Source organism: Actinoplanes auranticolor (assembly GCF_018332655.1).
Lineage (GTDB): Bacteria > Actinomycetota > Actinomycetes > Mycobacteriales > Micromonosporaceae > Actinoplanes > Actinoplanes auranticolor.
On record NZ_BOQL01000053.1, the window covers coordinates 13,896 to 28,100 of the forward strand.

The following is a 14,205-nucleotide window of genomic DNA, read 5'->3' on the forward strand; positions in this document are numbered from 1 at the left end:
CATGGGCTTCATGCTCGATCAGATCCTCGACTGGTTCGCCCAGCTGCTGCTCGACAGCCTGACCGCGCTGATCGGCGCGATCACCCACGTGCTGCTGCTCACCCCGGACGTCACCGCACTACCGCAGGTCCAAGCGCTGACCGGCCGTTCCATCTGGATCGTCGACACCGTTTTCGTGCTGGTGTTCGTCGCCGCCGGTGTCCTGACCATGGTCGCCGGTGGCAACGAACACACCCGCTACACCGTCAAGGACCTACTCCCGCGGTGCATCGTCGGGTTCGTTACTGCGCACTTCTCCCAGCTGATCGCCGGACGCATGATCGAACTGGCGAACGCGCTCACCATCGCGCTGACCGACACCGACGTCGACAACAACGGCGCCCTGCAGGCGATCAAGAACAATCTGACCGCCCAGGATCAGGCCGGCGGCCTACTGTTCCTGGTCTGCCTGGCGATCATCGTGTTCCTGCTCGCCGCCACAGCCTGCTCCATGATCGCGCGGTTCGCGGTCGCGATCGTCCTGACCGCCGCAGCACCTCTCGCCCTGGCCTGTCATGCGTTGCCGATGACCGACCCGGTCGCCCGGCTGTGGTGGCGCTCGTATGCCGGCATACTCGCCGTCCCGCTCGTGCAGGCGTTCGTCCTGTTCGCCGGACAGTGGATGCTGCTCGACCCCAACGCCATGCTCCCCACCCTCGGCCTGCCCTCGGACGGTGGTGGCGTGCTGAACCTGTTCGTCGTGATGGTGATGCTGTGGACCACGGTCCGGATTCCCGGCCTGATGCGCCGCTATGTCACCAACGGCGGCGGTCGTGGCGGCACCATGCTGGGCGCGGTCGTGCGGGTCGTCGTGGTACAGCAGCTGACCCGCGGGCTGCGCGTTCCCGGCATCAGGACAGTCCCATGATCGCCGAGCGTGACAACAATGTCCGGGCCCGCATGCCTGCCGACGTGGACGCGCCCGACAAGGTGCTCTACGGGCTGACGTTTCGGCAGCTGGCGATCCTCGCCGTCGCCGCCGTCATCGGCTACGCCGGCTGGCAGAGCCTGCACGACGTGCTGCCGGCGGCGATGCTTGTCGGTACCGCGGTCGTGCTGGGCGGGCTCGTTTTCGGGCTGGCGCTCGGCCGCCGTGACGGCTTGGCGATGGACGTGTGGCTGCTGGCCGCGATCCGCCATTCCCGCCAGCCGCGGGCACTGTCCACCACCGACACCACCGCCAAGGTTCCGGAGTGGGTACAGGCGCCGGCGTCAACGGTAATGCTGCCGGCCCCGCTGAAACTGCCCGCCGACGCCATCGACGAACGCGGAGAGATCCACCTGTCCGGCAGCCGGGCGGCGATAGTCGCCGCGACCAGCGTCAACCTCGCACTGCGCACCGCCGACGAGCAGACGGCGCTGATCGACACGTTCGGCCGCTGGCTCAACAGCCTGTCCACGCCGACGCAGATCGTCGTCTCGGCCCAGCCGGTCGACCTACACTCAGCCGCCCGCACCCTGACCGACGCCCCGGCCGACCTACCGCATCCGGCGCTCGCCGACGCCGCCGCCGACCACGCCGCGTTCCTGCACGAGCTGGCAGAACGCCGCGACCCGCTGCGCCGACAAGTCCTGATCGTCACCCGCACCAGCGAAGGCGGTGAGCACGCCGCCCGTCGGCGCGCCGACGACACCGCCCGCTCCCTGGCCGGGCTCGGCGTCACCACCCGCGCCCTCGATGGGCACGCCGCCACCGAGGCGCTCGCCGCCGCTGCCGACCCCTACCGCCCGCCGCACCCCGGCGGGCTCGCCGCTCCCGACACCGTCATCACCGGCCCGCACCAGGCCCCGCCCAGAAAGCGACGTCGTGAAACTGCTCACCCGAAACCGCACCACCGCCGACCATCATCAGGTTGACGGTGGCCGCCGGCGTTCATCGCTGGCGGCCACCGTCGCCCCCGCCTCCGTGGAGGTCACCCCCCGCTTCCTGCGGGTCGGTGACGGTTACGCCGCGACCCTGGTGGTCACCGGCTATCCGGCCGAGGTCGGCCCGGCCTGGCTGGAACCGCTGCTGTCCTGGCCGGGCCGCCTCGACCTGAGCTTGCACATAGACCCGCTGCCCGCGCCGGTCGCCGCATCGAGGCTGCGTAACCAACGGGCCCGGTTCGAATCGAGCCGCCGCGCCGACGAACGACACGGCAGACTGGCCGACCCGTTCGTGGAGGCCGCCGCCGACGACGCCGCCGAGCTGGCCCAGCGCCTGGCCCGCGGCGTGGCGAAACTGTTCAGGGTCGGGCTGTACCTGACCGTCCACGCCCGCACCGAGCCCGAACTGCTCGCCGCATGCGCGCAGGTCAAGGCCGCTGCCGCCTCCACACTGATCGAGGTGCAGCCGGCCACCTGGCGGCACCTGCCCGGCTGGACCACCACCCTGCCCCTTGCCTCGGACAACCTGCAGATGCGCCGCACCATGGACACCCAAGCCCTGGCCGCAGCCTTCCCCCTCGCCTCAGCGGACCTGCCCGCGCCGCTGCCGGGCGACCCACCCACCACAGGTGGGGTCCTGTACGGGGTCAACCCGGACTCGCAAGGCATCGTCTGGTGGGACCGCTGGGCGCAGGAGAACCACAACAGTGTTGTCCTGGCCCGCTCTGGCGCCGGCAAGAGCTACTTCGTCAAGCTCGACGTGCTGCGCAACCTCTACCAAGGCATGCAGGTCGTCGTCATCGACCCGGAAGACGAATACACGCGCCTGGCCGACGCCGTGGGCGGCAGCATCGTGCGCCTCGGCCGACCCGGCGTGAAGATCAACCCCCTCGACCTACCCGCCGGCGACAACCGACCTGACGTGCTCACCCGACGCGGACTGTTCCTACACACCCTGATCAGCGTGCTACTCGGCCACGAGCCGCCACCGGCCGAACGCGCCGCCCTGGACCGCGCCATCCTCGCCGTCTACCGCCGGGCCGGGATCACCGCCGACCCGGCCACCCACCACCGGCCGGCACCCCTGCTCAAAGACCTCACCGCGATCCTCCACGCCGATGGGGAGGAGGCGGGCCGGCAGCTGGCCGCCCGGCTCGCGCCGTGGGCCGCGGGCTCGTTCTCCGCGCTGTTCGACGCCCCGACGACCACCCGACCGGACGGACACCTGGTCGTCTGGTCGTTGCGGCATCTACCCGACGAGCTCCGCACCGTCGGCACCCTACTGGCCCTGGACGCGATCTGGCGATCGGTCGACACCCCGGGCCGGGCCCGACTGGCGACCCGCCGCCTGGTCGTAGTGGACGAGGCATGGCTGCTCCTACGCGACGGGCAAGGCGCGAAGTTCCTGTTCACCATGAGTAAGGCCGCCCGCAAACGCAACGCAGGCCTGTCAATGATCACCCAAGACGTCGCCGACGTGCTCGGCACCGACCTGGGACAGGCCGTCGTCAGCAACGCGGCCACGCAGATCCTGCTCAAGCAGGCACCCCAGGCCATCGACAACCTCGCCGACGCCTTCGGGCTCACCGCCGGGGAACGCCGGATGCTGCTGTCCGCCCGCATCGGGCACGGCCTGCTCATCTGCGGAACCCAGCGGACCGCGTTCGAGTCGATCAGCTCACCGGCCGAACACCGCCTGGCCACCACGACACCGTCCGACCTGGTCGGGTTCGACGACGGCGAGGAGGAACCGTGAAACCACCGCCGCTGATGTGTCTGCTGGCGCCCCCGCCGGCGCCTGACCCTTCCGGGTCGGGCGCCGATCTTGTATCCCCGCCCGGTGCGCCGGCGCAGTGGTTGGTGGACGCCGCCGGCTGGGCGGCGGCCCGGCCATGGCTGGCCGCCGCGGCCGCCGGGCTGCTGGTGTCGTTCGTGGTAGTCCGTAACGTGGTCGATGGGTGGCGGCAGCGCCGCCACGCTGCCACCGCCCGCCTCATCACCATCGCCCCGCCACCCGAAGTCGATCCGCACAGCGCGTCCGCGCTGTGGGCGAACCTGCACGGCACCCTCACCCCATCCCGGCCAAAGCGGCTCCTCTACGGCAGCCCCCACCTGGTGTGGCAGTACACCTGGACCGGCCGCCATCTGCTGATCTCGGTGTGGGTACCCGGCACCGTCCCCCGAGGGGCGGTGGAAGCGGCCGTGCGCGCCGCGTGGCCCGGCGCCGCCTGCACCATCGACGAGCCGGCACCCCCACCCATCCCCCTCGACACCGCCGCTGCCGTGGGTGGGCATCTGCTGCCCACCGCCGCAGAATGGCTGCCCTTCGAAACCGATCACGACAACGACCCGCTACGCGCGCTGATGTCGGCCGGATCGCAGCTCAAACCCGGCGAACACGCCTGCGTACAAGTCCTCGCCCGCCCGGCCAGCCCCCGCCGCGCCGCACGGGCCCGCCGAGCGGCAGGACGGCTCCGCGACGGCAAGACCGCCGTCCCAGCGATCAACCCCGCCGCACCGCTGCTCTGGATCCTCGAGGTCTTCCAGACGGGACCCTCCACGCGCCGTCCCGGCGCGGCGGCCGGTCCGGGACGCCGGGACCCGGGTGTGGAACGCGACGTGCGGGCGATCCTCGACAAGACCGCCCACCCGCTGTGGACCATCGCCATCCGCTACGCCATCGCCAAGAACAACCAACGCGCAGGATCCCCGGCGCAGGCCCGGCTCCGCGGGATCGCGGACGCGGTCGCCTCGTCATTCGCCGTCTACGCCGCCCGCAACACCCTGGCCCACCGGGCTCGGATGAGCGCACCGGTGGCCGTGCTCGCGACACGGCGGCTCGGGGCAGGGTTCCTGGCCTCGACCCCGGAGCTCGCGGTCCTGGGCGCGCTGCCGCGGGATCTGGCCGTCCCGGGCTTGGACCGGGCCCGGGCGAAGTCGATGCCGACACCGGTGGCGGTACCCACCGGCGGGCGCGGCACGAAGGTTCTCGGCGACGCCGAGATCGGCGGCCACGCCGTCGCCCTACCGGTGACCGACGCCCGCTACCACCTGCACGTGGTCGGCGCGACCGGCTCCGGCAAAACCACCATGCTCGTCAACCTCGCCGTCGACGACATCACAGCCGGCCGCGGCACCGTGGTCATCGACCCGCACGGCGACATGGTCCTGGACATCCTCGACCGACTCCCCGCTTCAGTCGCCGGCCGGGTGGTGCTGTTCGACCCAGACCAGCCCAACCCGCCCACCCTCAACCCGCTGTCCGGTGACGACCCGGACCTGGTCGTCGACAACCTCGTGTCAATCTTCGGCACCATCTTCGCCAAAGCCTGGGGACCGCGGATGGACGACGTCATGCGCGTCGCCTGCCTCACCCTCCTACGGCACGCCAACGTGACCCTGCAACACATCCCGCCGCTGCTGAACTCCGCGCAGTTCCGGTCGGCGATGACCGTCGGACTCGACGACCCAGCCGGGCTGGCCGGGTTCTGGCAGTGGTACGACGAACTCAACCCCGCCCTGCGCTCGCAGGTCATCGGTCCGGTCCTCGCCCGCCTGCGCGCGTTCCTGCTGCGCGACTTCGTCAAACGGACCATGCGCTACCCCACGTCGAGCTTCGACATGGGTGCAGTCCTCGACGGCGGCGCCCTGCTCGTCCGCATACCGAAAGGTCAGCTGGGAGAGGACACCAGCAAACTGCTGGGATCGCTGGTACTGGCGCAGGTGTGGCAGGCCGCCACCGCCCGCGCCAACATCCCAGCCGACCGGCGTCGCGACGCCACCCTGATCATCGACGAGGCGCAGAACTTCCTGACCCTCGCCAACTCCCTCGACTCGATGCTCGCCGAGGCCCGCAAGTACCGGCTGTCCATGGTGTTGGCGCATCAGGACCTGGCGCAGTTCCCGAAAGACCTGCTCGCCGCTGCGTCCGCGAACGCCCGCAACAAGATCTACTTCTCCGTGGCGCCCGAAGACGCACGGGTTCTGGCCCGGCACACGTTGCCGGAGCTGGACGAGCACGACCTGACCCACCTCCACGCCTACACCGCCGCCAGCCGCCTCGTGATCGCCGGCCGGCAGACCCCGGCATTCACCATGAAAACCCGCCCACCCAAACCGCTGGTCGGCGAGGCGACCGCGATCCGGCAGGCCGCCGCCGCCAAAGTGCCCGCCCAGGACACCAGCGCGATCGACGACCTCGTCGAACGGTTCTCGACGCGGCCGGACAACAACCGCCGGGCCCGCGGCAGCGGCGCGAGTTCGAAAACCTGAGCCACAGGCAATCATGATGCGACGGTGCTCAGTGGCTACATTGAGGTGGCCTAGACAGGCCACGGTCAGTGGGCTGGCACCGACTTGTCGTACGCGACCGGGCCGCGCGTTATCGGCGGCAGATCCGTGCACATGACCTTGATGGCGCTCGGCGAGAGCCTGGCCGGTCCGTAGATGCAATGATCGCCCAATGCCGTTCGTCGTCGATGTCTGCGTCGTCTTCCGCGCCCGCCAAGGCCTGCCTTCGCCGATCAGGGCACTGCTGGGCAGCAGCGACTCGCTCCCGGCGAGACTGTCGAGGTGGCCCTGCGAGCGGGTGTCGGCTTCGAGGACGGCGACCTCACCAAACGCGGCTGGTTCTTTGACACGGACGCGCTATCGGCGCGGCTGGCGGCGTGGGCGGACCTGCTCGGCGACGGCCCGTGGACCGACCGGTTCCCCTTCCGCCCGACCTTCGAGCTGGTCGCCCGCCACCTGTACGGCGAACTCGTGCCCGAGGTCCCCAGTCTGGCCTTCGTGGAACTCGAGGACCGAACGTACGGTAGTCGGACGCGCTACCTGCCCAGCCCTTGATCCCGGGTCTGTCGTCAGGCTCGCGTGACTGGGAGTCCGCTGCCGCGCAACTATCGGCGGCAGATTAATGCACCGAATGGTGTGTTGGTGCGAGCCACGGATGCCGATGGAGCCACCCGTGCTGATTTACTAAAGCATGCTCCCGTGGTTGAGTATTCGCCGATTCCGTCACGTACGTTTCCGGTGCCCTAAACGGAACAGCGTCCAATCAATATATCGGCCTGCCGAACCTTGCGGCCTTCCGCGGGAACCAGTCCGGGACACTCAATGGCGCATTGCGTACTCCGTAGCAGAGGAACTGCAGAAGAACGAAGGCGATGGTTGCATATGATCTTTCGAAGATTAAATCTTCCGTCTGAGAGAGCTCAGCGGAGAAGACTTGGTGGACTTTGAGAGCTCTGGCCTGGCGGTCGTATTGAATTGAGGAAATTGAGTTGTAGAGCTTTCGGGCGCTACAACTCGCCTCATTCAGCCGGTAAAAATAGATGCCATCCCCGGCGAAGACGACACGTTCCGCCGGGCCAATATAACTGCCAGACTTGACCGCGGTTCCCGATGACATTCTTGAGGTTCCGTATCGGATAAGGTGGAGGCAGACGGCAACGCTCCAGGAGATGGCATTCAGGGCCAGCACGAACGGAAAGAATGCCAGGGCTCCAATTGGATCTTTCGCCCATTTGACCCGCACCCTTGGATAATAGATTTCAGGCATATGACCGGGAATGGTATAGCCCGCCGACCATCCAGCCCGTTGTGCCGTAGATTCAAAGTAGACCGGCAGCGGCATCCCGGGCTCACTGCGCGGCGTTGCGGATGTCTCTGGTCGAGATCCCGCTATCAGGCTGGCACGAAGCTGTAGCGCCCCCAGTAAATCTGCATCCTCGTCAGTCCAGGTGTCCGGTGAGGCATCCAGGATCGCATCCATGAGAAACCAGTATCACGATCGGATACGGTAACCGTCCACGACACGCTTCTCGTTCGGTGAGTAGATAAGCGCGGCAGCCGCTAACACCTACGTCCGCTCTGCCGTCATCCTGTCGGGGCTGACATGATGGCCGCATGGCTGATGACGAGCAGCGCTGGGAACCCGGGCATGCCCCTCGAATGTGGCCGTTCTGGATGGCTTCCTCGGTGGCGGTCTTGGCGTCCGCTCTTGTTCTTGCCACCGCATTCTTCTGGCTCGACCACAGCCTCATACCGCCGGCCGCGGCGGGCACCTCGAGCGCCGACCGCACGCTGAACGTTTTCAAGTCGGCAGTGGCCCTGGCGACCTTCGCAGGTGCGGTGCTCGCCGGCGTGTACGCCTATCGCAAGCAGAAACTCACTGAAGGCGACGCCAAGCGCGCCGACGCCGAGCAGCTCCTCAGCCGTTTCGGAAAGGCATCCGAACAGCTCGGTCACGAAAGTCCGGCGGTTCGGCTGGCCGGCGTCCACGCCATGAGCTCGTTGGCAGATGACTGGGTCCAGCAGCGTCAGTTGTGCATCGACGTACTAACCGTCTATCTCCAGGTCCCGTACGAAGCGGATCCCGACAAGCGTGACTATCTGCACGGCGAAATGATTGTCCGGCGGACGATCGTACGATTGATCCGTGATCATCTGCGCCCTGGATTCTCGCGCGTTTCTTGGCAGGGCATGAACTTCCGCTTCGAGGACGCGATTTTTTACGGCGGCGACCTCACCGGAGCTCACTTCGTCAGCGGCAAGGTGTCTTTTCATCGCGCCCGCTTCCGGGAGGGCAACTTCTACCTCAGTGACGCGGTTTTCAGTGGTGCCCGCATCTGGTTCACGGAAGCAACCGTCGAAGGCGGTCGCGTCAGTTTCGCCAATGCCAAAATGACGGGTGGACTGTTGGATTTCACAGGCGCTTCCGTGACCAGCGGCGAGGTTGTACTTAAGGGCTTCGATCACCAGGGCGGCGAATTGGTGGCCGGATCACCCGCGGCCTTGTTCGAGGAGGCAAAGAGTGCACCTCAGCAGTGAGATCGCGGCTCGCGTAAGCTGAATTCGATTCCGGCTTCAGCCTGCATGCACACACTCCTGTTCGAGTAGCCTATGGGGGCGTGCTCTCATCGGCAGTTGAATGCCCTGACAATAGGAGGTTATCGACCGTCGGTCGCGAGGACTTACGTCGTCAGACGAGTGGCCATCCGGCCCTCGGCGTGACCGACGCGTTATCGACCCTCCGATGCTTGACCCACGCACGGGGCCGCCGATCGCAGGTTGCGGCAGCTGCGCGCGGCCGGAACTCGTGGTCGTAGTTGGGGTGAGGCTGCGGGCCGGTCACGTTAGGTTGGATGCAGACGTGCCGGTTCTGTGGGGGTGCGATGAGACGCGGTTCAGGGCCGGGCCTGCCATCGCTGGCCCTGATGGTGAGCCTGCTGTTTGCCCTGGTTGCGAACCTGGCCACGAACACCGTCGACCCTCCTGACTCCTGGAAGTGGTGGGCGCCGGCGGTGTGGGTGCTGGTTGGGCTGCTGGTACTCGCTTCATTGCGGGTAAGCCATGTGCTGCTCACCCAGCAGGCGGCTCAACCAGACATGGATCTTCAGGTCGAGACAGACTTGGCGACCCGGTTGGAGAGACAGTGGTCGGCCGAGGCAGTACGGCTGGAAATGACCCGGCCGGCGCCGTTGCGGGTGAAATGGTCCACGACAGGCCGGCCGGCGGCGAGCCGGGCCGCGGTGGTGCACGACCCGCTGGGTGGTGATTGGCAGCAGTTCCCGCTGCGCGGACACACCGACGTGCCGCTTGCCGGAGGTTCCGGAGACTCGATCAACCAGCAGATCGTCACGGCGTTCCGGAGTCTGCGGCATCGGCAACTCACGGTGCTCGGCGACCCGGGTAAGGGCAAGAGCGGTTTCGCACTGTTGCTCACCTTGGGTTTGATCCGGACGCGACAGCCGGATGAACCCGTGCCGGTGCTGCTGGCCATCACGACGTGGGATCCGCGGGAGAGTGAGCCATTTTCAATCTGGGTAGCGGTCGGCTTCGACGTGGTGCAGGACGAGGATGGCCTGCATGATTGCGGTCGCTCGGCGTGGGCAGCAGCGGAGCTTGACCAGGATTTTCCAGGTCTTGAGGGTGGCGATCGCACGTTCGCCGCAGGCTCGGATCTTCGTGTGGGCCCGGTTGACGGCCTTCTGTCGGCGTGACAATTTCGGCCGGAATCGGCGCCGTTTGAACGGGGTGCGCACGCTGCCGCGGGCACCCTGATAGCCCTTGTCGGCGAAGGTCATCACCTCTGCGCTGGTCAGCGCCTCGATGATGCGGTGAGTGCGGGCTGCGGTCAGGTCGTGGACCGAACCCGGCAACGCCGGCGACGCCCAGATGAGGCGGCCGGCGGCATCGGAGATGACCTGCACGTTCACGCCATGGCGTTTGTGCTTTCCCGAGTAGTAGGGCTTCTGGTCGGCGACCCGGTCGATCGGGATCAGCGTGCCGTCGAGGATCGCGTACGCCAGTCGGCGGATCCGCTGCATTGCGGTGGCCAGGTCGTCGGCAGCTTGCGCCAGCAGGGCGATCGCTTCCTGCACGTAGCGCCAGGCGGTGCTCACCCCAACCTCGAACCCGGCAGCCAGCCGGGTATATGTATCGCCATGACGCAGGTGGGCAAGGGCGAGCAGTGCTTGGCGTCCCGCGTCAAGACGCCGCCACCTGGACCGACGCTGGTTGCGGTGGCCGCGGATGCGGTCGGCGAGATGGTTCAGGGTCCGGCTGGACAACGAGATCGTGGACGGGTAACACAGCACGAGCGAGGCTCCCGGTCAGGGCATCGGGTTTTGGTCGATTTGCTGTCTTACCTGGAGCCTCGCCCTCATCGATCCGCGGCCCTCGCCTACCCGCGCTGACCTGCAAGATCAGGTTGGAAAAGGCTCAGTGTCGACACGTTCGTCGCCCGGCGGCTGGCTGAGGAGTACGCGGCCGTGCTGCAGCCGTTTGGCGACCCTCTCCGAGTGGCCGAACGGCTGGTCGAGCGGCGCCGGGTGCTACCGCTGCTGGACGGTTTGGACGAACTGGCCCGGGAGCAGTTCGGACAGGCAATGCGTGCCCTGGAGGCGTACGCGGCCGAAGGCGGTCCGCTGGTGGCGACCTGCCGCAGCAACGAGTACGACGACGTTGTTACCCGGACCGGAACGTTTCTGACCACCGCGGCGGCGGTCGAGTTGGAGCCGGTCGAGATCGGCGCTGCGCTCGAGTATCTGTCTTATCCGGAGACCGCCCAGCCCCGTTGGGAACCGGTCTTCGCTCACCTCAGGGCGTTGATAACCGATCCTCCGCAGGCCGGGTCCACAACGAGCCCCGATCCGCTGGCGGCCGCGTTGTCCACACCGCTGATGGTGTCTCTGGCCCGCACCACGTACCGGCAACCCTCCACCCAGCCGGCCGACTTGATCCAGCTCGGCTCGAAGCAGGCGGTGACCGATCGGCTGCTGGACACCTTCGTCACGGTCGTCTACACAGACCGGACCGCCGCCGACAATGACCGAGGCGCCGAATGGCGCCAACCCGGCACGAGGACGTCCGGCCGGGGAACTTCCTGGCGGCGACGGGCGTATGAGCCGGCGCGGGCACGTCGATGGCTGGAAAGCCTGGCATACCATCTCTTCATCAGCGGTGCTCGTGATTGGCGCTGGTGGCAGCTTCGGACCGACCTGTTCGCCGCCCGTCCCGGGCTGACCCGGGCATCGACCGTGATGGCCGCGGTGACTCTGTCGGGGCTCATAGCGGGCCTGATCGGTCTGCTGGTAAGGGGAAACACGGCCTGGGCTGCGGCGTCGGGAGCCGCCGTGATGGCCGTTGCCGCAGCCGGCTGGCTAGAGCCGCTTTGGTCGCCGGGGAGCCCGCGGGTCACCCGGGCGGTGTTTCGGACGTCCCGTCGCATCCGCCTCGCAAAGCTGGGTCTCCAGATAAGCCATGCATTCGGCGGTGCCGCACTGGCCGCGCTGATCCTCGGCGAAGCTGCTCTCGTCCTCATCGGTGGGTCGGGCTATGCGGCTCTCATCGCTCTCGTGCCGGTTTGGCACCGGGTCACGCCGCCACATCGGGCGCCCGGCGCCGTCCGGGTCGCCGCTCTCACGGCGACCCAACAAGCGCTGATCGGTGGCTCGGCGTTCGCTCTCTTCGCCACCTTGACCGATGTTGCGCCCGTCGAGGCAGGCGTCACCGCAGCCCTGATCTACGGGGCCATGGTTGGCCTCACCGTGCGGGGCTGGGCCTGGACCCGATACCGGCTCACCCACGCCCGGCTCGCGCTGGGAAATCGCCTGCCCTGGCGACTGCAACCGTTTCTCGCCCACGCCCACCAGCACGGCCTCCTTCGTCAGGCCGGACTCACCTACCAGTACCGGCACGCCGTACTCCAGGACCACTTGGCGCTTCGACCCCGCCTCCACAATCTCCGAGCCCGTGCCGCCACAGGCGACAGAGACGCGACCTGGAGGCTGGCTGAGCTTCTCAGCGAACAAGGACGTAACGGCGAAGCCATCGAGGTGCTGCGCGCCTACGTCGACACCCATCCCAGCGACACCATGTCGCATTCCCGCTTGGTCACTGCGCTGAGCGAGGAAGGCCGCATCGACGAGGTGATCGATAGTCTCCGGGCTCGCGCGCAGACCGGAAATTGGTGGGATTGGTCGGCGCCCTCCGAACTCGTCAGATTTCTCGAGCAACAGGATCGCGTTGACGAGGCGATCGAAGTCCTGCGGCAGCAGGCTGTCACCGGTGACCGGCAGTCCAGGACGTCGTTGGCCGACCGGCTAGCCGAGCGAGGCCGCGTCGACGAGGCGATCGACATGCTGCGATCACTCGCCGCCGAGGCCGACGCGGACGACCGGTACGCAGCTCATCGGCTGGTGGATCTCCTGGTGAACGAGGGACGCCTCGACGATGTACGAGCGCTCGCCGTCTCTGATAGCGATGTCGACGGATACGCGGCCCGCCGATCGGTCCGCCTGTTAGTCGAGCAGGACCGCGTCGATGAGGCGATCGAGGTGCTGCGGCTGCGCGCCGAGGCCGGCACCGACAGCCCTGACGACATTGACCGCGTGGCGTGGACGCTCAACAACACCGGCCGTGGGGCGGAGGCGCGGAACATTCTGCAGGCGCGCGCTGACGCAGACGGTTGGTCGGCCGCCTGGCAGGGCTTCAACGACCTGATCGACTTGGAGAACTTCGACATCTTGATGGCCCAGACCACGGCCGGCTGGTCCACCGCTTGGCATCTGGACCACCTGCTGGCCGAGACAGGTCGCATCACCGCGCTCGAGGCCCGCGACGCCGCTCAGAAGTGGTCGGCGACCTGGCATCTGGACGGCCTGCTGGCCGCACAAGGCCGGATCGGGGACCTGAAATCCCGCGCCGACGCCGGTGGCTGGTCCGCCGCATGGCACCTGGTCGGTCTCCTGGCCGATCAGGGGTCACTCGACGAGCTCGCAGTCTGGGCCGAGGCGGGCAACGGATATGCCGCCCGCCGCTTTGCTGATCTTCTCGCCGGGCAGGGGCGCGTCGATGAGGCGATCAATGTCTTGCAAGCCCGTATCGGTGCTGAAGCCGACGATACCTACGCCGCTCGGCAACTGCTCAAGACCATGGTCCAACGAGGTCGCGTGGACGAGGCGATCAACGTCCTGAGAACGCGCATCGGCATCGATACCGACGAGGTTTATGTCCTTCACCGGTCGGTCGACATGCTCACCGAGAACGACCGCTTGGATGACGCGATGAACGTCCTTCGAGCGCCCGCGGCCGACGGCGACTTGCCCGCTGCGCGCCAGCTGGCCGACATGCTGGCTCGGCAGGGCCGCGTCGATGAGGCCATCGACGTATTGCGCCCCTTCGCTGCCGAGTTCGCCGACGACAGATACAACAGCGGAGAACTACCAGCCCTTCTGGCGAAGTACGGCCGCGTCGACGATCTGCGGGCCCTCGCCGGCGACGGCAACTGGCACGCGGCCCACCACTTGGCCGACATACGTGCCCGGGAGGGCCGCCTCGATGAGGCAGTCGAGATCGTGCGACCGTATGCCGCCACGGCCGCCGACTCGCACACCGCGATATGGGCAGCCGAACTGCTGGCCGAGTACGGCCGTATCGACGAGGCCGTCGACATCCTCCGAGCTCGCCTCGATTCCGGTGACGCCCAAGCGGCCGGATCTCTGGCGAGGTTGGGCCGGAAGCGGGACACCGGATCGGCGTAGCCGGGACGCGGCCCCCTCGGAGGTCATTGGCGCGCCCTTGGCCAAGTGACGGGCCGGGCCGCGTGCCGGCGGCACCCGGCCGGCCAGGATACGGACGTCCATCAGCACATATGGCCCGTTCGCCAACCGTGCGCCTGCCCCACGCAGACCTCTCGGACGCGACTTAGAGTTCGCGCCGAGGCCACCGAAGACCGTCACAGTCACAGTCACACTGAGATCGACTGGTCTGTCAGCGCGCATGGTGCGGTCTTCCGTG

The 14,205-nt window shown here is 67.7% G+C and carries 9 protein-coding genes; 7 read left to right on the plus strand and 2 right to left on the minus strand.

Annotated elements, in window-relative coordinates:
• Window position 1: 1 nt before the first annotated feature.
• The 5 genes from Aau02nite_RS31355 to Aau02nite_RS31375 all read left to right on the plus strand — a co-directional run bounded on the left by Aau02nite_RS31355 (window position 2) and on the right by Aau02nite_RS31375 (window position 6,750).
• Window positions 2–907 carry a TrbL/VirB6 family protein gene (locus Aau02nite_RS31355; RefSeq protein ID WP_212992209.1) on the plus strand — a complete coding sequence of 302 codons (906 nt, stop codon included), beginning with the start codon at window positions 2–4 and terminating at the stop codon, window positions 905–907.
• Complete coding sequence (locus Aau02nite_RS31360) at window positions 904–1,896, plus strand: PrgI family protein (RefSeq protein WP_212992210.1); 993 nt, start codon at window positions 904–906, stop codon at window positions 1,894–1,896. The genes Aau02nite_RS31355 and Aau02nite_RS31360 overlap by 4 nt, the downstream gene beginning before the upstream one ends.
• A 22-nt stretch (window positions 1,897–1,918) precedes the next feature.
• Window positions 1,919–3,661, plus strand: a complete 1,743-nt coding sequence (locus Aau02nite_RS31365; RefSeq protein WP_246595591.1) for a VirB4 family type IV secretion system protein — start codon at window positions 1,919–1,921, stop codon at window positions 3,659–3,661.
• 14 nt (window positions 3,662–3,675) lie between these two features.
• Entirely contained in the window at window positions 3,676–6,177 is a 2,502-nt protein-coding gene (locus Aau02nite_RS31370; RefSeq protein ID WP_212992251.1) for a type IV secretory system conjugative DNA transfer family protein, read from the plus strand.
• Between the two features lie 300 nt (window positions 6,178–6,477).
• The gene (locus tag Aau02nite_RS31375) at window positions 6,478–6,750 is read left to right on the plus strand and encodes a hypothetical protein (RefSeq protein ID WP_246595587.1); all 273 of its coding nucleotides are present in this window, start codon (window positions 6,478–6,480) and stop codon (window positions 6,748–6,750) included.
• Window positions 6,751–6,958: 208 nt separating this feature from the next.
• Here the strand turns inward: Aau02nite_RS31375 and Aau02nite_RS31380 are convergent, their stop codons facing one another.
• Entirely contained in the window at window positions 6,959–7,675 is a 717-nt protein-coding gene (locus Aau02nite_RS31380) for a hypothetical protein (RefSeq protein ID WP_212992211.1), read from the minus strand.
• Between the two features lie 134 nt (window positions 7,676–7,809).
• Between Aau02nite_RS31380 and Aau02nite_RS31385 the strand changes: the two genes are divergently transcribed.
• On the plus strand, window positions 7,810–8,733 hold the full coding sequence (locus Aau02nite_RS31385) for a pentapeptide repeat-containing protein (RefSeq protein ID WP_212992212.1): 924 nt from the start codon (window positions 7,810–7,812) through the stop codon (window positions 8,731–8,733).
• A gap of 986 nt (window positions 8,734–9,719) precedes the next feature.
• Here Aau02nite_RS31385 and Aau02nite_RS31390 read toward each other — a convergent pair.
• On the minus strand, window positions 9,720–10,502 hold the full coding sequence (locus Aau02nite_RS31390) for a transposase family protein (RefSeq protein WP_212992213.1): 783 nt from the start codon (window positions 10,500–10,502) through the stop codon (window positions 9,720–9,722).
• 204 nt (window positions 10,503–10,706) lie between these two features.
• On the opposite strand from Aau02nite_RS31390, the gene Aau02nite_RS31395 reads away from it, so the two are divergent.
• Window positions 10,707–13,949 carry a tetratricopeptide repeat protein gene (locus Aau02nite_RS31395; RefSeq protein WP_212992214.1) on the plus strand — a complete coding sequence of 1,081 codons (3,243 nt, stop codon included), beginning with the start codon at window positions 10,707–10,709 and terminating at the stop codon, window positions 13,947–13,949.
• Window positions 13,950–14,205: the final 256 nt, after the last annotated feature.

Excerpts from the sequence above, each read along its gene's own strand:
- Aau02nite_RS31370 (WP_212992251.1), top strand. The coding sequence starts at position 3,676 with ATGTGTCTGCTGGCGCCCCCGCCGGCGCCTGACCCTTCCGGGTCGGGC.
- Aau02nite_RS31380 (WP_212992211.1), bottom strand. The coding sequence starts at position 7,675 with ATGGATGCGATCCTGGATGCCTCACCGGACACCTGGACTGACGAGGAT.
- Aau02nite_RS31360 (WP_212992210.1), top strand. The coding sequence starts at position 904 with ATGATCGCCGAGCGTGACAACAATGTCCGGGCCCGCATGCCTGCCGAC.
- Aau02nite_RS31355 (WP_212992209.1), top strand. The coding sequence starts at position 2 with ATGGGCTTCATGCTCGATCAGATCCTCGACTGGTTCGCCCAGCTGCTG.
- Aau02nite_RS31385 (WP_212992212.1), top strand. The coding sequence starts at position 7,810 with ATGGCTGATGACGAGCAGCGCTGGGAACCCGGGCATGCCCCTCGAATG.